This window comes from Egbenema bharatensis FJBBOT/2019, assembly GCF_048077055.1.
In the GTDB taxonomy this organism is placed as follows: Bacteria; Cyanobacteriota; Cyanobacteriia; order Elainellales; family Elainellaceae; genus Egbenema; species Egbenema bharatensis.
In genome coordinates, this window is record NZ_CP182236.1 from 1334092 (window position 1) to 1353306 (window position 19215).

Sequence of the window (19215 nt, forward strand, 5' to 3'; positions counted from 1 at the left end):
GAGGGTTAGTAATTAAATCGTAAGAGTTGTCTGAACAGGAAGCCCACAGAGTTGTCTGAACAGGAAGCCCACCCCATCAGCAGTAGGGATTCAACACTACCCAATCTTTACCTATGGGACAAACACCAGCAGGCAAGATGCCTGCGCTACGGAGTCATTCCCCACTTCCCACACCCCACACCCCACACCCCACTCCTCACTCTGTATGTACAAATCAAATTGGAGAAACCTTGCTTTAGCCCTTGCTTTAGCATCTTTACTGGGGGGCTGCGAGATCCTGGAGCAGTTTGACCTTCCGCCCATCCTGACGGGACGTAGAGCCGATCGCCAGGTGGAATCAGATGTTCCCACTGGAGACTATGCTGAACTAGAGCAAATTATCTTTGAGCAAATCAATCAGTATCGGGCGGAGCGGGGCTTGCCTGAACTATTGCTGAACGCAGAAATTAGTGAGCAGGCTCGGCTACACAGTGAAGAAATGGCAGCCAGCCGTAACCTCAGTCATGATGGATTTGAAGAACGGGCAGAAGCGATTTCCCAAGCTATTCCCCTTCGCAGTGCCGCAGAAAATGTAGCATTTAATCGGGGGTTTACTGAACCAGCTGTGCAGGCCACCGAGGGATGGATTGATAGTGACGGACATCGGGACAATATCGAAGGAAATTTTGATCTCACGGGGATCGGAGTGGCTCAAAATGCAGAAGGAGAATATTACTTTACCCAACTATTTGTTCGCCGTCGCTAAGGAGCTGTGAGAATAAATTATGGCATTGAATGATTTTCAGGTATGCGATCGAGACTTATCAGAAGAGACACTTGCTGCCTATCTCTCGACCGATGCGATCGCGGTCGATACGGAAACGATGGGATTATTGCCCCAGCGCGATCGGTTGTGTCTGGTGCAATTGTCTGATGCTCAGGGGCATGTCACAGTGGTGCGAATTGAAATTGGGCAAAATAGCGCACCGAATTTACAACAGCTTTTGGAATCATCATTAGTTCAAAAAATCTTTCACTTTGCCCGGTTTGATTTGGCTACGATGCGCTATCACCTGGGGATCAAAATTACACCCGTTTTTTGCACCAAAATTGCCAGTAAACTGGCCCGAACGTACGCACCCAAACATGGCTTAAAAGACGTGGTAATGGAATTGGAGCAAGTCGAACTCGACAAATCAGCGCAAAGCTCTGATTGGGGTAATCCCGCTAACCTCACCGATGAACAACTCCGCTATGCCGCAAACGATGTCCGCTACCTGATCAGTGTCCGATCGAAACTCACAGCGATGCTGCAACGGGAAGGACGATGGGAGTTAGCTCAACGCTGTTTTGCTTGCCTACCGACGATCGTGGAGTTGGACTTGCTGCAATACCAAAATATCTTTGAACATTGATTGAACGGGGAGCATCCCGCTGATGCAAACCCATCCCCAATACACATCTATTACTCCGGCAATATTTGAGAAGGCATTCCCTAAAGTTGCCAGGATAATCACCTGCCCTGGCAAAGTTTTTGCTCAATAGCGAGAAAGGAGGAATGGATGAATAGAATAGTAAGTTAACAAACCACCGTAATCGATCGCTTAATTCACCCACTCGCCCACTCACCCACACATCCACACACCTACACTTTAGTTCGCAGCCCTGGCCACTAACCGGGTTGGGATCACCGTCAGGGACTGCGTTTGAGGGCGTTGGTTAAACCAGTTCAAACCAATCACTGTGTAGCTTTGAGCACTGCTTTCAAACGTATCTCCAACAGCGAACGTTTTGTCGCTTTTCAGAGTGCCAAGGGGACGTTGATGGGTGTCGATTAGTAAGTACTGCATGGGAAACCTCTAGGATGGAATTTTGTCAGTGAATTTGCAAGAAATAAGCCCTAATTACCCTAAAACAATTGAACTAATGGTCTGCTAATTTGCTAATTTGAACCGGCACAAACCGAGCCGAAGCCGCCTCACAAGAGCAAACAAATCAGCAAGATACTTTCCCTAGAAAGGGACTATCTAAGATGAGTCAGATCCAGAGTTTTAGAGTAATTCGGTTTGAAGATCAGACCGAATTCGCAATTAAATCTCTCTTCCCAAACTGCTGCTATTCAGCATCAGGGCAGTATTGCAACTCCAGTACAACCCCCATCTTAAGGTCAAATCTTTATACAACCTTAATCAGGATACTGCCTGCCTCGCAATAAGAGTAAGAGCTTGAACGATTGGTGAGTGAATGGATAGCTAAGGAGCTTCAACGCAGTAGAACACCATCATAAATCAAATGTAATTTGTGTACTGGCGGAACTTCATTAGCCTGTCCAAATCAATCACTTAATTGCTTCCCCATCCTTATAGCACGTCTTTTTTGAAATTGACGAAGGTTAAGAAAATTAAATTGTGTTTTCTGGTTTTTCATAGAGCGTCAAAATCGTTTGCATGGTTTTTGTTGCGATCGGTTCAGGGCGATCGGTTCAGGGCGATCGGTTCAGGGCGATCGGTTCAATCAAAAAACGACGTTCCTGATCGGGAACGGAGGAGGGATCAGGGGCGGATTAGTCACCGCTTAGGGAGTTGCAATCAAATGGCATCCCAATCCTTGAAAAAATCGGCGGTAAGGGCGCACAGCAGTGCACCCCTAACGGGTGTATGTTATTCTGCTGCATCCCCCTTAGTCACCGCTACAAAAGTGGGATGCGTGCTCGCTTGCACCGGATATCACACCGGCCATCCATTGCAGGCTAATCACTGAAGCCCCTTGATGGGGGTTAGTTAAAAATCTCAAGAACGCGCTTTTGGCTCAGTCTCCGGCTCAGTGGCAGAATCAGCAGCAGACGGAGCCTGCTCCTTATCGATCACCATTCGCAGGGACTTACCGGGATATTGGAATACCGCGGGCAATTCCGTACTCCTTTGAGCCAGTTGGGGCCCCTGAAGCATTTGAACTAAAGCCTGCTCCAGCGCAGTTCCCGGATCCATCACGACCCAGCCTTCTTGAGTCAGCTTGCGGAATTCAAAGTGAAGGTGTGGCCCGGTTGACAGACCTGTACTACCGACTCGACCGATCGCCTCACCCTGCTTCACTGTTTCCCCAGGTTTAACAAACAGTTCGGACAGGTGAGCGTACAGTGTTTGTTCCGTCCCCTTATTGTGCTGAAGGACGATCGTTAAGCCATATCCCCCTACAAAGTCAGCAATCTCCACCTTGCCATCAAAGGCTGCCAGCACCGGAGTTCCCTGAGGAGCCGCAATATCCGTTCCAGAGTGGAAACGCATTTCACCTGCGATCGGATGAACGCGCCAACCAAAGGCAGAACTGATGACTGCCGGAATGGACAGTGGGAACAGCAGATTCACATTGCCGTTACTGAGGCGGGCCGGTGGACGCACCGTCAGATTATAAAAACTGCGAGCTGAGGTCGTTGGGTTGCTGCCCAGGTTGTACACACTGTATCCACCCGCTGGGTTGTATCCCCCTCCCTGCCCGACCACACCCGCCGGTAGGTTTGCAGGTGGACAAATGCTGGATGGAGCCGTATCACCGGGTTTGAGCACCGACTGACAGCCCGTCGATCGCTCAGATAAAACAATATCGGGCTGGTTCGTCTGAGTCGCGCCCAAATCATAAGGTGTGGAATCAATATAGGTTCCCGTTCCAAAAGCGGCCGAAGCATCTTCTGAAAGGTTGGGGGAAACAAGATCCGCTGGAGTTCTGCCATTAGATGGGAGCGGGGTTTCCGTCAGAACAGGTTCAGGGGCGGCGGGAGCGGGTACAACCAGCTCTACTTCAGGGGCCGCGATCGCTGGGGGGATCCAGGGTTCTGGACTCGCCGATTCGATCGGATCTGGCGCAGGGGTAAAGTTAACATCCGATTGAAGCAGGTCTTGGGCACTGGGAACATAGAGTTCAGGAGTAGCTTGAGCGAAGGCCGCCCCCGCACTAAGCAGACCGATCCCACTCAGACAACTCAGCCCCTTGGCGAGCAGGTGATGGGGGATGGAGAAATCGTTAGCTGGGGGTGAATTACGTTTCTGATTCATCACTGCATCTTCGACGGGTCCTAACCGAATATAAGGCATTTGAAGGAGTAGAGCGTTATCCTACCGTCCATTTGTGTTCGCTGATCATGCGAATGCCCGTAGCTATCATAAAGCAGATAATTGGAACTTCGATCACCAGCAGAGCGCAGCCAAACATTTGCACTACTGAGCGGACACTGATTGGGCAGAAGTTTAATCAACTAATCAACAGCAGCGAATCAACAAACCAGGAACCATGACCTACTTACAGAGCAGTAGGAAAACTTGTGCCGACATCAAAAAGCCGACCCCATAAATACTGACAGCTTCTTCCCATGCAATCCATATACGCTCCCTTAGCAAGCAATCAGGATACGCACTGTTTGATAACACCGATGACACCCTGGAAATCTGGCAAAAAATAAAACCAAGTTTTGCCTCAATCAAGCATTATTCTGCCATTTTCAAGTCTTTTTTGCTATCTCGTCTCGTATTCTACCCACCTTCGCGGGCAAAGTTGACTGAAGCAAAAGGGCATTTCAAAAGAAAGCGTTAAATTTTAATAGGGGCTACTCTGGAGGGCTTGATGGGATTTTTGCAGCAGTTACCGAAAATTCTGTTAATCTATGCCACAGTGTTCCTTAATCTGAATTTAACGACCTGCTTGTTTTCGCTCAACAGTACGTCCGATCGGAGTGGATTGAACCAGTCATAAACTCGCTCACCCTTATTTTCCTATGCCATTGTCCCGTATCCTCAGTGCTATCGTTGCCATCCTGCTTGCCCTGGGGATGACGCTTCTCGGTGGGTGGTACTTCACCATTTGCCTGGGGGTGATTGTTTACCTGGGACAGCAAGAATATTTTGATTTAGTTCGCGCTAAGGGGGTGGCTCCTGCGGCGAAAACAACGCTGGTGGTTAGCCAGGTTTTGCTGGTTACAGCAACGATTTCTTCTTCCCTGGCAGATGCTCTGATGCCGATCGCCGGAACGCTAATCTGCTTTTACCTTCTGTTTCAGCCTAAGTTCGCCACGATCGCCGATATCTCTTCTTCAATTCTGGGCTTGTTTTATGGGGGATACCTACCCAGTTATTGGGTGCGCCTGCGGGCGATCGGCAATGCTGAAGTCAGTAACCTGCCTCTAGAGGGCTATTTCCCCACCAGTCTGCCGAATATTGCAGACCTGCCCGTTGGACTAACCACTACCCTGCTGGCTTTCTTTAGCATCTGGGCAGCAGACATTGGGGCATATATTTTCGGGAAGATTTTTGGACGGACTCGCCTGACGGATATTAGTCCCAAGAAGACGGTAGAGGGAGCTGTGTTTGGCGTGTTGGGCAGTGTTGCGGTGGCGACGGTGGGATCATGTTACTTGAACTGGCAGGGGGGCCTTTGAGCGGGATGGCTCTGGGTTTGATGATTGGCATTGCCAGTTTGTTGGGCGATCTGACTGAATCGATGATGAAGCGGGATGCAGGGGTGAAGGATTCTGGCCAATTAATTCCTGGGCACGGGGGGATTCTCGATCGCGCCGATAGTTATGTGTTCACCGCGCCCCTGATCTATTACTTCATGACGTTGCTTCTACCACTGTTGCCGTCCTGATGGTGTGATCTCATTCAATTTTTACTGAAGTTAGTATCTAAATTATCAAACTGAACGATAGAATCTAGGCAAGTCGTGGCATTTCCTCTGGCTCGGCAAGTGACCGGAGCAGGTCTTTAGAGCCATGAAGGTTAGTAGTAACGGCGATTTTGGTGCGCCGCTTTGGGCTGCACGCTCTGCCGATCCTGTATTGCTACCCCCGAACACCTGGATGGTTAACTTAATCCATAAAACTAAAGACCAAGTCCTGAATGCTCTGAATTCTAATGCGGAGCAGGATTGTATTCTCGCTGCCATTGATGTAGGAACCAACTCCATCCATATGGTGGTGGTGAAGATCCAGCCGAGCTTTCCAGCATTCACGATTATCGATCGAGAAAAAGATACGGTGCGCCTGGGCGATCGAGATCCAAAGACCGGACGACTCACCCCAGAAGCGATGGAGCGGGCCATCAATGCCCTGAAACGCTGTCAGGAGATTGCCAAAAGTTTAGGGGCGCAGGATTTAATTGCGGTGGCAACCAGTGCGGTGCGAGAGGCTCCAAATGGGCAGACATTTTTACATCAAGTGGAGCGCGAAACCGGGCTAACGATCGACCTGATTTCGGGGACGGAAGAAGCTCGCCGGATCTATCTGGGTGTGCTGTCGGGCATGGAGTTTCAGGAACAGCCCCATGTGATTGTTGACATTGGCGGTGGCTCTACGGAACTGATTTTAGGCGATGGACATGAACCGCGTACCCTCAGTAGTACCAAAGTGGGAGCAGTGCGGCTGACGGCTGAGTTTGTTAAGACCGATCCCATTAGCAACAGTGAATTTCACTACCTGCAAGCCTATATTCGGGGAATGCTGGAGCGATCGGTGGAGGAGTTGCGCAGCCACCTGAAGCCAGGGGAAACGCCGCGAATGGTGGGGACATCGGGGACGATCGAAACGCTCGCTGCAATCCACGCCCGTGAAAAGCTGGGGATGGTTCCTGACCCGCTCAATGGCTATCAGTTCAGCTTGAAAGACCTGCGAGAAATCGTTAACCGTCTGCGTAAGCTTGACTACTCTGAACGCTCTGATATCCCAGGTATGTCCGATCGCCGCTCCGAGATTATTGTTGCCGGGGCGGTGATTTTACAAGAAGCGATGTCTTTACTGGGGCTGGAAAGCATTACAATCTGCGAGCGGGCCCTGCGGGAAGGCGTGGTGGTGGACTGGATGCTGACCCACGGCATGATTGAAGACCGCCTGCGCTATCAGGGATCTGTCCGGCAGCGTAGCGTGATTAAAACAGCCCAGAAGTATCACGTCAACCTGGAGCATAGTGAACGAGTGGCGAAGTTTGCCCTCAGTTTGTTTGATCAAACAGGGGGAGTTTTGCACGAGTGGGGCGACGATGCGCGCGAGTTACTGTGGGCGGCGGCGATTTTGCATAACTGTGGTCACTTTATCAGCCATTCTTCCCACCATAAGCACTCCTATTATCTAATCCGTAATGGGGAGCTGTTGGGATATACCGAAGTGGAAGTCGAGACGATCGCCAACTTGGCCCGCTATCACCGCAAGAGCAGTCCTAAAAAGAAGCATGAGTGTTATCGCAGCATCAGCAGCAAAAAGCATCGGCGGATGGTCGATCAACTACATCCCCTGCTGCGGCTGGCGGTTGCGCTCGATCGGCGGCAAATTGGGGCGATCGAAAGTATTCGCTGTGAGTATCAGGCAGAATCCCAGAGGTTACACCTGCATTTACAAGCCGCTAATCCCAGGGACGACTGCGCCCTGGAGCTATGGAGTCTGGATCTGAAAAAGGGCAATTTTGAGGCGGAGTTTGATGTGAAGTTGGAGTTGATGTTGGAGGGAGTGGGGAGTCAGGAATAGGGAGTCGGGGCGAAGCGTGATCCAATAGTCAAAACGTAGGGGCGCATTGCAATGCGCCCATGCAGGGAGCCTGCGGATAGGTTATTCGTTTGCTGGAAGGAGTCGGGAGTCGGGAGTCGGGAGTCGGGGCGAAGCGTGATCCAATAGTCAAAACGTAGGGGCGCATTGCAATGCGCCCATGCAGGGAGCCTGCGGATAGGTTATTCGTTTCCGGTCAAGGTGGGGACGCACAGCAGTACGCCCCTACAGTGCATCCTGAATTAGAGGGTCATCGATCGCACATAAATCCGCATGATTTCACCGGGTTCTTTGGTGGTGGCCTGCTGGATTTGCGAGAAGGGTAGGGGTCTTGACCAATCCTCGACGCGGCAAAAATCACATTGATACAGTCGGGCAATGATCAGTTCCACATCATCAGGTTGACCGATCATCAGAATCTTGACCGATCGACGGGCAGCAGAAAAGGAACGATCGCCCATAGGAGGCTGACCGAAAAATTTGTCGGACATAGTTTATGAATCTCCTTGTGTTCCAGGGTTTGAAGAAACCCTAGAGACTAGCCCTCAATGTCAGACAGGGCAAGCAACAGGCATCGGGTGTTATCATACACCCTAGCCTGGACTAGCCACGATAGTCTGGGTCAGGAGGTTGGGCGTGTTAGCTCGTCAGGCAACGCTTGACCTCCGCAGAGAATTCGCCTCCAGGTATCCAGTCATCTCCTCCGTTTGGTTAACTTAAAAGATAACTATAGTTGTTGAGCCTATCACCAATGATCAGGGAAATCAAGTCAAGATTGATACGATCCTTGATACGAACTAATGATTCTAAATCGATCGCTCACCGGATCATCATCAGCTTGACTCAACGGTTTCTGAAGGAAGTGCAAAACTTTATTCAAGTGGATGCCACACCAGAGGAATCGGCTTTTGCCGCTTCAAAGAACCCTCAACCCGATTGGCTCAATCGCCAAGGAGTCGAAGCCCTCACCGATCGAGAACAGCAGATTCTGGAACTAATCGCGCAGGGACTCAGCAACACTCAAATCAGCGAACAGTTAGTCCTCAGTCCCAAAACGGTGAAAAATCACATTACCCACATCTTCAGCAAAATGCAGGTGAAGTCTCGTGCAGCCGCGATCGTGCAGGCCCGGGAAGCTGGTTTTGGAACACCGAAAGAATTACAGTCCTAATCCAATCAGGTGATGTCCTAGCCCGATCGGGTGAGAATTGCCGCACGGTGGTTTGCCAAAGTTGGGACTCTGGCCTCACGACGGTCAGGGATAGCATCCGGCAAGATAGAACTATGCAAGCGAGACAACTGAACGCCAGGTTCTAACCTGGTTAACTGACAAATCTTTTCCCGTAGGTTGGGTTGAACAACGTGAAACCCAACACCAGCCTATGTTCCTTTGGGTTACGCTATCGCTAACCCAACCTACGGGAGAATCAGGGTTTCAGGAGTTTTGTCAGTCAATCAGGGTTCTAACACCCCTTGCAACACTCAGTTTTTAAGCAATGTAATTTGATCGCATCGATTCAAATGAGCCGATCGCAAGGCAATTCTGCTTTGTGATACAGGAATCCTTGTCTTTAAAGCTGACTGGATGCTTTGTGGATGAATCACGGACGTTTTCAGGACTCATTGCTGAATAACCTGATATCAGAAAACACAAAGAAGTTTTCCCGTACCGATACAAACCCTATCAACTAAAAATAAGGAGACAATCATGGCACACACCTGGAGAGGCACAAACGGTAATGACAATAAGAGAGCGCATAGAACTTATTTAGGATTACGCTGGGAAGAATGGAGAATGTATGGCGGAGCTGGAAATGATACGCTATACGGTGGGCCACTGAATGACACTCTGTATGGCGAGAGCGGTAACGATCGACTATTTGGCGAAAATGGAAACGACCTATTGTTTGGTGGAGAAGGCGATGACTATTTAGACGGTGGTAATGGCAACGATACGCTGTACGGTGGAGCCGGAAACGATACGCTCATCGGGGGAGCAGGTGATGACTACCTGGATGGCGGTGCGGGTGGAGGAATTAACCAACTGTTCGGCGGTTCTGGCAACGATACCTATGTGGTTTATCACCGGGAGCGAGATCTAATTTACGAAGGCGTAAATCAAGGAATTGATACGGTTCTCAGCTACGATAACAACTATGTTCTGGGGGCAAACCTGGAAAACCTGAAGCTCCAAGGAACCACCACTCGTGGACAGGGCAACAACCTGAATAACGTGATTCACGGTAATCCTATTCGAGCCAGTGTGCTGTACGGCCAGGATGGCAACGATATTATCTATGGCGGTAATGGTAAAGATACGCTGTATGGTGGACGGGGGAACGATCGCCTGGTGGGTGATGATGGCGATGATGTCCTGATTGGATATGGTGGCAACCTCAACGAAATCGATACCCTGATGGGTGGCAGAGGCGCGGATGTATTTGTTCTGGGTAGCGCAAAAACGGAAACCCAGGCTCCTGTAGGACTACATTATCGGGGAACGGGTTACGCCATTATTAGCGATTTCAATGACTTTCAGGGCGATAAAATTCAGGTTTCTGCAACCGATCGCAGTGGATACCGATTAGCCCATAGCAACTTAATTGGCAGTGCAACCCTGGATACTCAGATATACCATCGGGATAACTTGATTGCGATCGTCCAGGATACGGTTGATGTGGTCATCGCCAGGGATTTTGTCTTCGTTTAGAGCCGGGTAGAGGCAGGTGGACGCAATGTAGACGTTCTCTGGACGCTTTCTGGACACCCTCCTTAATAGAGTGATAGCAGAGAAGAAATGATTCTCTCAAACCGATCCCAAGTGCCAGGAGCCTCCATCATGGTGAAACACCGATCGACTGCAACAGCGTCCATCTTTTCTTCTCCTCAAGCAAGTTTTTTATTCTCTCACACACAGATCCTTTCAACAACAGTCAAACAATTGAGCCAGGCAATGACAAACCAACCTACCCAAAATGAATCAAAAGTTCATTTCAATAGACGCAAAAGTGGAACGATCGTTTGGTCTATTGATGATTCTGCCACACATCAACCCAACTGGTTCCCTACCGATATGGAAGCTCGATATTGGTTAGAACGACGGTTTTTTGAGTAACGGTTTTTTGAGTAACCGTTCTGGCTAAATCCCTCAAACCCAGGAGGTGATCACAATGCAAGTGAAATGGAAAACATTAATTACTAAGGTTTCAGTTTGGCTCCTGCTCGAACTTTCCCTCAACCTTCTGGGTGTAGACCAATTAGCAGATTACAGCGAATTCCTATCCCATCCTGCTTCGGTTCACCCCTACGGAGCAACGATCGCCTTAGCAGAATCCCTTTAATCCCGTTTCTACCTCTGGAGCAATACCATGATCTCTGACTCAGATTCCTTCCCTGTGACAACAACTGATTCCCATGTTCGTAATCACCAGTGGCTGCAAAAGTTGACTAAATACCTCGATCGCCTGGAATGTGCAATGATTCGGTTCTTCACGACAGATCATGAACCCAAGATTTCCTATCGTATTCGTCGGAATGGACAAGAACGCTGGATCATTACCGATCCCGACTCCCATCAGCGCATCGTTTGTACCTCTGAGTCGGAAGTCCGATTCTGGCTCGATCAACGGTATAACGTTCACTAAATAAAACCTACTGATTTTGGACAACTGCTCAACGATTCTCGGACACTTTCAGGACGGTACCTAGAATACTCTAACCATAGAAGCAAGGAATACATGCTGTAAGTTTTTCTTCTGAAATCAATTCCTTTGTAAACCTTAAATTCAAATCATCCTAAGGAGAACATTCAATGACTGCAATTATCAGCAACAACCAGAGCTACAAACAATCCCTCGATCGCGCAGCTAAGGTCAATTGGCGAATTGAAGATATCATCGGCGGAGACAAGCGTTTAGACTTTACCCGACGGTTTATGCCAGAAGCACTGGCACAAGTGAATGAGATTTCTTGTCTCAATGATATGGAAAAAATCATTCTCAACCAAATTCGCGGCAACAGCTATCTACACTTATTTGGATTAGTGGAAGAGTTTATCGTCCCCTGCGTGATCAACCATGTTAAAACTACAGGCTTAGAGAATATCACTGCAACCCAAGCTCTGCTGCACTTCGCAGAAGAAGAAAGTAAACATATTCGTTTATTCCGTCGCTTTTCTGAAGAATTTGAACTGGGTTTTGGTCGTCGGTGTGAAGGGATTGGCCCGGTGCAAGACATTGCAAACGCCGTTCTGGAGCATCATCCCCTCGGTGTAGTGATGATCATCCTCTACATTGAATGGATGACCCAGTATCACTATCTAGCCAGCATCCGCGATAACTTCCGCGAAAGCCTTGATCCCCAATTTTGCAGTTTACTCAGGAATCATTGGCTGGAGGAAGCCCAGCACACAACGCTGGATACTTTAATAGTGGAGCAACTGGTGCAAGAGCTAGAGCCATCTGAAGTCGAGGCAGGGGTGGAAGACTTCTTCAAGCTGATTGAGTTCCTCAACGGGGGGCTGATGATGCAGGTGCAGCTCGATCTGGAAAGCCTGGCCAGGACGATCGATCGCAGCTTCACAGAAGCCGAACGGCAAGAGATTCAGTCCATTCAGGCAGCCTCCTATCGCTGGACATTTATCGGTTCTGGACTATCTCATCCTCAGTTCATAGCCACCTTCAAGCGAGTCTGTCCTGCCCAACAGATGCGGCTCCTGGAAGTGACCGGGATCTATAGCCGTTAGTTGCGTTAATCGCTAATCGATCGCACTTTTTCCCAACTCCTATCCTTCCCAGGTTCTCCCTGGGATTTTCTGATTCAGGACAAGTCCTTCAACGGGTGTATCCAAATCAAATTAACTGTACCCATGAAATTCTTGTGGGGTGGGCATCCTGCCCGCCCAGTCAACCAAGCATCCCAACAGCACAAGTGCTTTGCCCCACTCCTCACTCCCCACTCCCTATTCCCCACTCCCCACTCCCCACTCCCCCCTATGTCTTCCATCCCCCTTACCCTCACAACCCTCCTGGCTCTGTTCGCCTTTGCTGGCAACTCTTTACTCTGTCGCCTGGCCCTTCAGCACACCTTAATTGATGCATCCAGCTTTACCTCCATTCGCTTGATATCGGGAGCTGCGATGCTATGGCTGATCGTTCGATGCCGGAATGGCTACGTTCGTCAGGCGGGAAATTGGACTTCTGCTCTGGCATTGTTTACCTATGCCGCTTGCTTCTCGATCGCCTATGTCAGCTTACCCGCAGCAGTGGGAGCCTTATTGCTGTTTGGTGCAGTCCAAATCACGATGATTGGCTATGGTTTGTGGACAGGTGAACGGTTGCGGCGGTTGCAGATCGTTGGGTTGGTCAGTGCGTTCATTGGATTAATCGGGCTGCTGCTGCCGGGGCTGTCTACTCCACCCCTTCAGGGTTCTGTGCTGATGCTGGGAGCAGGTATTGCCTGGGGAATTTATTCTTTAAGGGGGAGAAGAATGAATCATCCCGTTCAGGCGACCGCAGGTAATTTTGGGCGGACAGTTCCACTGGTGATGATTTTGAGCTTGATGACCCAAACAGATTTTACCTGGGATAGTCTTGGCGCAGGATATGCGATTATTTCGGGGGCGATCGCATCAGCCGGTGGCTACGTGCTTTGGTACAAGGCTTTACCGCAGTTACACGCAACTCAGGCAGCAACCGTTCAACTGAGCGTCCCCATCCTGGCGGCGGTGGGGGCGATCGGGGTTTTGAATGAACCCATCACACTGCGCCTGGGTTTAACTTCGATCGCGGTGCTGGGTGGTATTGCCCTGGTGATTCACCGGGGACGAAACGAAGTCTACTCAGGACAACTCCAACCCCAACCGCTTAAAAATAACCAGAATTACCGCCTGGAAATAAAGTGAACCCAGAAGTTACCATCGGGAATGCATAAGCGACGGATTAAGTTATAGGAATAGTGAATATATTTTCCTTTTTCATTCTTAGAGCCAGGAATATTGCGATCGTATCCCCAGGTATTCCACTCCCCGTACGGATCGTGAACCAGAAACCCTTTCTCGTCATAACCTGCTAGCACCACAATATGACCAAAGGAAGTGAAATAACCGTGAATCACAGCCGGATTGCGCTCGGCCAGCCAATTCTGCACCTGTTCGATCGTGGCGTTAGTTCGGAAGTCATCTCGACAGCCATAGTGCTCAACAATCACTGCCAAATCGTGGGGATCGTGGCGGCTCAACCCTTTGTTAAGGGCATAGCGGTATAGTTCATCTTCAAACTGCCCCCAGCCCGTGCGGCGTTTGGCTCCCAGGTATTCCAGACACATGGCCAGGGAAGTAACATTGCAGGAACCATCGGGATTTTCAGCATTATCTCGTTGCGACTTGTAGGGAATCGGTAACTTGATTGACTGCGGACGGGGCTTGGGTAAAACGGGCCGACCGTCTCGGACAATCTCAACATGGGGTGCGTACACGTACCAGGTGTTGAATCCATTGAAGAATTCATTAGCGAATGCCACTCGGATATGATCGCGTTCTGGAGCGTAGGAATGTAACTCAAAAACCTGTCCGGCTGCGATCGGATGTTTTTCAGGATCGCGTAAGTCTACAGACTGAATCGGTTTCTGTTTGAGCATGGTGGCACTGGAGGTTTTAAGTAGGGTTTTAGTCATATAAATTTCCCTGATGATTGGGGTTTTACCCGTTGGAGTAAAAGCGTGAATTGGTTTTAGAATGCCCTGCCTGCGATTGGGACTAACGCGGCTCGTTGGCTGCAACCCGGTTGCCGTACCAAACCTCCTAAAATGGGGAGATGTTGTGATGCACAGATAAGCAGGACAGAACCATTGGCTAAGACAGAAAGGGCGCATCCCCTCGTTCGATTGATTCGCTATGGACAGGCATTTCGACGGCAGATTTGGTTCGCCGCCAGTTGCTCTGTGATGAATAAAGTATTTGACCTGGCTCCCCCTGTTTTGATTGGGGTGGCAGTGGATACGGTGGTTGAACAGCAGAACTCGCTGCTGGGACGACTCGGCATTGAGGCGGTGCAGACTCAGTTCATCGTGCTGGCCATTCTAACCTTCGTGATTTGGGCGTTGGAGTCTCTGTTTGAATATGCCTATGCCCGGTTATGGCGAAACTTAGCTCAACAGGTGCAGCACCATTTACGATTGGATGCCTACAGCCATCTTCAGGAGTTGGAGTTAGCCTACTTTGAGGAGCGGAGTACGGGCGGATTGATGGCGATCCTGAATGATGACATTAACCAGTTAGAACGATTTCTGGACTTTGGCGCGAATGAAGTTTTGCAAGTACTGACGACCGTGCTGGTGATTGGAGTCGGATTTTTCGTCGTAGCCCCCAGCGTTGCCTGGATGGCGATGTTACCCATTCCCTTTATTTTGTGGGGATCGTTTAGCTTCCAGAGGTTGCTCGCTCCCCGCTATGCCGAGGTACGGGAGAATGTGGGACTACTCAACAGCCGCTTGTCCAACAACCTGAGCGGTATTGTCACCATTAAAAGCTTTGTGACGGAAGCCTACGAAGTCGATCGCCTCCATGCGGAAAGTGATGCCTATCGTCAGAGTAACCGTCGAGCGATCGCCCTCAGTGCGGCCTTTACACCGTTGATCCGGATGATTATTTTGCTGGGGTTTACGGCGCTCCTGGTGTATGGCGGGTTGGCTGCCGTTGCTGGGACGCTGGCAGTGGGAACCTACAGTACGCTGGTGTTTTTGATTCAACGATTGCTGTGGCCTCTGACGCGCCTGGGCGAAACCCTGGATCAATACCAGCGGGCAATGGCTTCAACTAATCGAGTCATGAACTTGCTGGATACGCCGATTGCGATTCATTCGGGGGAGTTGCCGTTGGTGAGGAGAGAGGAGAGAGGGGTAAGGAGAGAGAAGGGAGGAGAGAGGAGAGAGGAGTTGGGAATCGGGAGTTGGGAGTTGGGAGTCGGGAGTCGGGGAACTGGGCTTTCGGGGAAGGAGGAGAGCCAATTGCCGGTTAATCCCTATCCGATCGAGGGTGAGTTGTACCTGAAGGATGTGACGTTTGCCTATGAGGGAACTGCTCCGGTGGTGAAAAATCTGTCGTTGCATATTCCGGCGGGAAAGACGATCGCCATTGTCGGTTCAACGGGATCGGGTAAAAGTACGCTGGTGAAGTTAATCCTGCGGCTCTATGAGGTACAGTCGGGGAATATTCTGCTGGATGGACTGGATATTCGAGAGTTGCAGCTTCAGGATTTGCGACGGGCGATCGGTTGGGTCAGTCAGGATGTGTTTTTGTTTCACGGAACGGTGCTGGAAAATATCACCTATGGCAGTCCAACTGCGACGTTGAAGGAGGCGATGACTGCGGCCCGGATTGCCGAAGCTCACGAATTTATTGAGCAATTGCCCAGGGGATACGACACGATCGTGGGGGAACGGGGACAGAAACTATCGGGGGGACAACGGCAACGGCTGGCGATCGCCCGGGCGATTTTGAAAAATCCGCCCATCTTGATTCTGGATGAAGCGACTTCTGCGGTGGATAACGAAACGGAGGCGGCGATCCAACGCTCCCTGGAACGAATTACTCAAAACCGGACGACGATTGCGATCGCTCACCGGCTTTCTACCATTCGCAATGCCGATCGAATTTATGTCATGGAGTATGGGCAGTTGGTGGAGCAGGGCACCCACGAGGAATTGTTGGAGCGACAGGGGGTGTATGCGAATTTGTGGCGGGTGCAGATGGGGATGAAGTGAAGCGGAATTGGGTGAGGTCAGATCGGCTGTGGCTGACCTTTCCCCACCGTTTGTTCAGGCGACAAATTTTCCTGGCTTGATGCTGCGTAGGGCAGGCAAGATGCCTGCCCCGTCTGAATGCACCGACGTTTTAGACCGCAGCGTTCTAGACCGCAGAGGGTTCAGGGGATTGGCTGTCCTGCTGGGCCAGTTCCTTCAGCTTCCGAATCCGATCTTCAGTGGGAGGATGGGTCAGGAAGAGGGACTGCAACCCCTGAGGGTTCAGCGGATTGACAATAAACAGGTGGGAGAAGGCAGGATTACCCTGTAAGGGCATCTGTTGCTTCAATTCCTCCAGCTTTTGCAATGCACTGACCAACGCCAGGGGATTTCCTGTAATTTCCGCTGAACCTTGATCCGCCGCAAACTCTCGAGTTCGGGAAATCGCCATTTGAATCAGGGATGCGGATAGGGGAGCCAGCACAATCAAAAACAACACTCCTAGCGGATTTCCCTGCCGTCCTCGTCCACCTCCCGCACCGAAGAGGGCCCCAAAGGTCAGAATCTGTCCCAGGTAAGTGATTGCCCCTGCCAGCGTTCCTGCAACAGCCTGAATCAGAGTATCCCGGTTTTTCACATGGGTCAACTCGTGGGCGAGTACCCCGTCCAGCTCGTCCTTAGACAATAGTTTGACGATTCCCTGTGTCACGGCAATTGTGGAATGATCGGGGTCACGACCAGTGGCAAAGGCATTGGGGGAGTCCGTTGGAATCACAAACAGCTTTGGCATAGGGATGCCGGCCCGATCGCTCAATCGCTGTACGGTGTCGTATAGTTCTGGGGCCTGATCACGGGCGATCGGTTGGGCACGGTAGGTTGCCAGAGCCGCCTGATCTGAAAAGTACCAGGAGCTAACCGAGGTGAATGCCGCGATTACCAGCCCGATCAGCAGTCCTGTTTCATTACCAATTAAGTAATAGCCCGCCAGAACGATTAAGCCACTCAGCAATCCTAATAAAGCAACGGTTCTAAGTTGATTGATTCCGAACATATGATCTCAAGTAAAACTAAAAACTTAAGATTAAAGTACGCGGATTTTTCAGATAAAGTCTCTCCCAAACGAGTGAATTTGTCTCACCCCAAAGCATGAACTCTTGAAAGCGATCGATTTGGATGCGGCCCTGCTTAATTGTTCTGCCCTCTCCAGGGAATCTCTTTGAAGCGTGATTCAGCGTTATATAATTGGCTTAAGCACTCAGTACTCACAAAGTATACAAACTCCAGTCTTTTAAATACTTAGTTGACATTAGTCTCATTGTGTTGGTCAATCGGATTTTGAGTTGATTTTTCTTTCTCAAAGTTCAGTGATTACAGATGATTAAGAAAACGATGAATCAACCTCAAGTTGGGTCAGTACCAGTTCGTGTCCACGTCTTCATCTCTGGAAGGGTGCAGGGAGTGGGTTATCGCTTTTCGACTCAAGATATGGCGGTCTTGCTGAAGATTAACGGTTGGGTGCGAAATTTGCGCGATGGTCGAGTAGAGGCGGTGTTTGAAGGTTCCCAGGAGAAGGTGGACGAAATGCTCCGTTGGTGTCGCAAAGGCCCTCCAGCAGCGAATGTGATCGATCTGGAAGTGAGCTACGAACCACCGGAAGGATTAGCTCGATTTGAAATGATTCGATCGCGCTGAAGAATGCAAATCTAATTACCTGCAACTCTTGTGGGGTGGGCATCTTGAGGGCAGTCGTTTCAATGACCAGCTCACGCAGGCATCTTGCCTGCGCTACGGTCTCCTTGGGGAAATCGCACGACCCACCAGCCTTAAAATCCAAAGTGGGCGAATAAGAGCTGGATCAGCTTCTGGTTTTGTTCATCCGTACCCACCGTGATCCGCAGTTTGTCACTCAGTCCTGGCTGCTTAAAGTAGCGAACCAGAATCCCCTGCTCCTTCAGCGTCAAGTAAATTGTTTCAGCATCCCCCATGGGAGGCTGCACCAGTAGAAAATTGGTTTGGGAATCCCAGACGCGGAAACCGAGTTGTTTCAGTTCCAGGGCCAGTTGAGCCCGGGAAACCTTAACCTTTTCAGCACAGGCATTCTTGTAGGCTTGATCGCGCATGGCGGCGGATCCCACCAGACAGGCGATCGCATCGATGTTATAGCTGTCTTTGACTTTGAACAAACCTTCCAGCAGCCTGGGTTGAGCAACCCCAAAACCGAGCCGTAACCCCGCCAGGGAATACCCCTTCGATAGGGTACGAATCACGATCACATTTTCAAATTCCTGTACCAGGGGTAACGCTGTTTCATCAGCAAAATCAACGTAGGCCTCATCTACGACTAAAACTCCCGACAGTTGGGCGGCAAGCTGGCGCAGATCGTTCGTTGGAACCACATGACCCGATGGACTGTTGGGAGAGGCAATGAAGGTAATGGCAGCATTTTCAGCGACTAATTCTGCGATGGGCAGTTGGAAATCCTCACCATAGGGAATTTCAACGGTTTTAGCCGGTTGAATTTCAGCCAAAGTCCGGTACAACACATAGGTCGGCATGGGATACGCCACCCGACGATCGCCCTCTCCACAGGCTCTCACAATCACATTCAGCACATCATCGCTGCCATTCCCCACGATCACCCAGTTCGCTGGCACATTTAAAGCTTCGCTAACCGCCTGCCGAAATTCATTGGCATAGGGATCGGGATAACGACGGAGCCATTCGCTGTCTAAAGTCTGCAATACCGCCATCGCCGCTGGGGAAGGGGGATAGGGGTTTTCGTTGGTATTGAGCTTAATAATGGGCGTACCGGGCTTGGGTTGCTCTCCCGGAACATACCCAGCCATCGATTCAATATTGGGACGGAAGAAGGAGGTCATGGTTGTCAGCACTTTTTCAGCAGGAAAGACCCTTTATTTTAAGACATTGCCAAGGGCCTTTCGACTGCCTGATTGCAAATGCTAGGGTGTGGTAGCCTG

General features: G+C 50.2%; 19 protein-coding genes and 1 pseudogene. 14 read left to right on the plus strand and 6 right to left on the minus strand.

All coding sequences use genetic code 11. The annotated features are described in order from the left end of the window. Positions 1–205 precede the first annotated feature (205 nt). On the plus strand, positions 206–745 hold the full coding sequence (locus ACM1PF_RS06335) for a CAP domain-containing protein (protein WP_416673240.1): 540 nt from the start codon (positions 206–208) through the stop codon (positions 743–745). A gap of 19 nt (positions 746–764) precedes the next feature. Further along, entirely contained in the window at positions 765–1394 is a 630-nt protein-coding gene (locus ACM1PF_RS06340; RefSeq protein ID WP_416673242.1) for a ribonuclease D, read from the plus strand. Positions 1395–1631: 237 nt separating this feature from the next. On the opposite strand, the gene ACM1PF_RS06345 is transcribed toward ACM1PF_RS06340, so the two are convergent. After that, positions 1632–1829, minus strand: coding sequence for a hypothetical protein (locus tag ACM1PF_RS06345; protein ID WP_416673243.1), 198 nt, complete (start codon positions 1827–1829; stop codon positions 1632–1634). A 593-nt stretch (positions 1830–2422) separates the two neighbouring features. Here ACM1PF_RS06345 and ACM1PF_RS06350 point away from each other — a divergent pair. Then, entirely contained in the window at positions 2423–2557 is a 135-nt protein-coding gene (locus ACM1PF_RS06350; RefSeq protein WP_416673245.1) for a hypothetical protein, read from the plus strand. Between the two features lie 211 nt (positions 2558–2768). Here the strand turns inward: ACM1PF_RS06350 and ACM1PF_RS06355 are convergent, their stop codons facing one another. Continuing rightward, a complete protein-coding gene (locus tag ACM1PF_RS06355; protein WP_416673247.1) occupies positions 2769–4028 on the minus strand; it encodes a M23 family metallopeptidase in 1260 nt (419 codons plus the stop codon). Positions 4029–4744: 716 nt separating this feature from the next. Between ACM1PF_RS06355 and ACM1PF_RS06360 the strand changes: the two are divergent. Further along, positions 4745–5613, plus strand: a pseudogene (locus ACM1PF_RS06360) (phosphatidate cytidylyltransferase). A gap of 211 nt (positions 5614–5824) precedes the next feature. Further along, on the plus strand, positions 5825–7480 hold the full coding sequence (locus tag ACM1PF_RS06365; protein ID WP_416676583.1) for a Ppx/GppA phosphatase family protein: 1656 nt from the start codon (positions 5825–5827) through the stop codon (positions 7478–7480). A 260-nt stretch (positions 7481–7740) separates the two neighbouring features. Here ACM1PF_RS06365 and ACM1PF_RS06370 read toward each other — a convergent pair whose 3' ends face one another. Continuing rightward, complete coding sequence (locus ACM1PF_RS06370; protein ID WP_416673248.1) at positions 7741–7989, minus strand: hypothetical protein; 249 nt, start codon at positions 7987–7989, stop codon at positions 7741–7743. 296 nt (positions 7990–8285) lie between these two features. Here ACM1PF_RS06370 and ACM1PF_RS06375 point away from each other — a divergent pair, with 296 nt between their 5' ends. The 7 genes from ACM1PF_RS06375 (at position 8286) to ACM1PF_RS06405 (ending at position 13400) form a co-directional block, all read left to right on the plus strand. Next, positions 8286–8669, plus strand: coding sequence for a response regulator transcription factor (locus ACM1PF_RS06375; protein ID WP_416673251.1), 384 nt, complete (start codon positions 8286–8288; stop codon positions 8667–8669). A 537-nt stretch (positions 8670–9206) separates the two neighbouring features. Continuing rightward, the gene (locus tag ACM1PF_RS06380) at positions 9207–10208 is read left to right on the plus strand and encodes a calcium-binding protein (protein WP_416673254.1); all 1002 of its coding nucleotides are present in this window, start codon (positions 9207–9209) and stop codon (positions 10206–10208) included. A 243-nt stretch (positions 10209–10451) separates the two neighbouring features. Beyond that, a complete protein-coding gene (locus ACM1PF_RS06385) occupies positions 10452–10613 on the plus strand; it encodes a hypothetical protein (RefSeq protein WP_416673257.1) in 162 nt (53 codons plus the stop codon). Between the two features lie 55 nt (positions 10614–10668). Continuing rightward, a complete protein-coding gene (locus ACM1PF_RS06390) occupies positions 10669–10839 on the plus strand; it encodes a hypothetical protein (RefSeq protein WP_416673260.1) in 171 nt (56 codons plus the stop codon). Between the two features lie 54 nt (positions 10840–10893). Next, positions 10894–11142 (plus strand): hypothetical protein, encoded by a 249-nt coding sequence (locus ACM1PF_RS06395; protein WP_416673263.1) that lies wholly within the window; start codon positions 10894–10896, stop codon positions 11140–11142. A gap of 167 nt (positions 11143–11309) precedes the next feature. Then, positions 11310–12242, plus strand: coding sequence for a hypothetical protein (locus ACM1PF_RS06400; RefSeq protein WP_416673265.1), 933 nt, complete (start codon positions 11310–11312; stop codon positions 12240–12242). A gap of 249 nt (positions 12243–12491) precedes the next feature. Continuing rightward, entirely contained in the window at positions 12492–13400 is a 909-nt protein-coding gene (locus ACM1PF_RS06405) for a DMT family transporter (RefSeq protein ID WP_416676584.1), read from the plus strand. Here ACM1PF_RS06405 and ACM1PF_RS06410 read toward each other — a convergent pair. Then, positions 13379–14170, minus strand: coding sequence for a C39 family peptidase (locus ACM1PF_RS06410; RefSeq protein ID WP_416673268.1), 792 nt, complete (start codon positions 14168–14170; stop codon positions 13379–13381). The two genes, ACM1PF_RS06405 and ACM1PF_RS06410, sit on opposite strands and share 22 nt — an antisense overlap. Positions 14171–14302: 132 nt before the next feature. On the opposite strand from ACM1PF_RS06410, the gene ACM1PF_RS06415 reads away from it, so the two are divergent. Beyond that, positions 14303–16258 carry an ABC transporter ATP-binding protein gene (locus ACM1PF_RS06415; RefSeq protein WP_416673271.1) on the plus strand — a complete coding sequence of 652 codons (1956 nt, stop codon included), beginning with the start codon at positions 14303–14305 and terminating at the stop codon, positions 16256–16258. A 145-nt stretch (positions 16259–16403) separates the two neighbouring features. On the opposite strand, the gene ACM1PF_RS06420 is transcribed toward ACM1PF_RS06415, so the two are convergent. Continuing rightward, on the minus strand, positions 16404–17288 hold the full coding sequence (locus tag ACM1PF_RS06420) for a M48 family metalloprotease (RefSeq protein ID WP_416673274.1): 885 nt from the start codon (positions 17286–17288) through the stop codon (positions 16404–16406). A gap of 338 nt (positions 17289–17626) precedes the next feature. Here ACM1PF_RS06420 and ACM1PF_RS06425 point away from each other — a divergent pair, with 338 nt between their 5' ends. Next, positions 17627–17929, plus strand: coding sequence for an acylphosphatase (locus ACM1PF_RS06425; protein WP_416673276.1), 303 nt, complete (start codon positions 17627–17629; stop codon positions 17927–17929). Between the two features lie 131 nt (positions 17930–18060). On the opposite strand, the gene hisC is transcribed toward ACM1PF_RS06425, so the two are convergent. Further along, complete coding sequence (gene hisC / locus ACM1PF_RS06430) at positions 18061–19116, minus strand: histidinol-phosphate transaminase (RefSeq protein ID WP_416673279.1); 1056 nt, start codon at positions 19114–19116, stop codon at positions 18061–18063. Between the last annotated feature and the right edge of the window lie 99 nt (positions 19117–19215).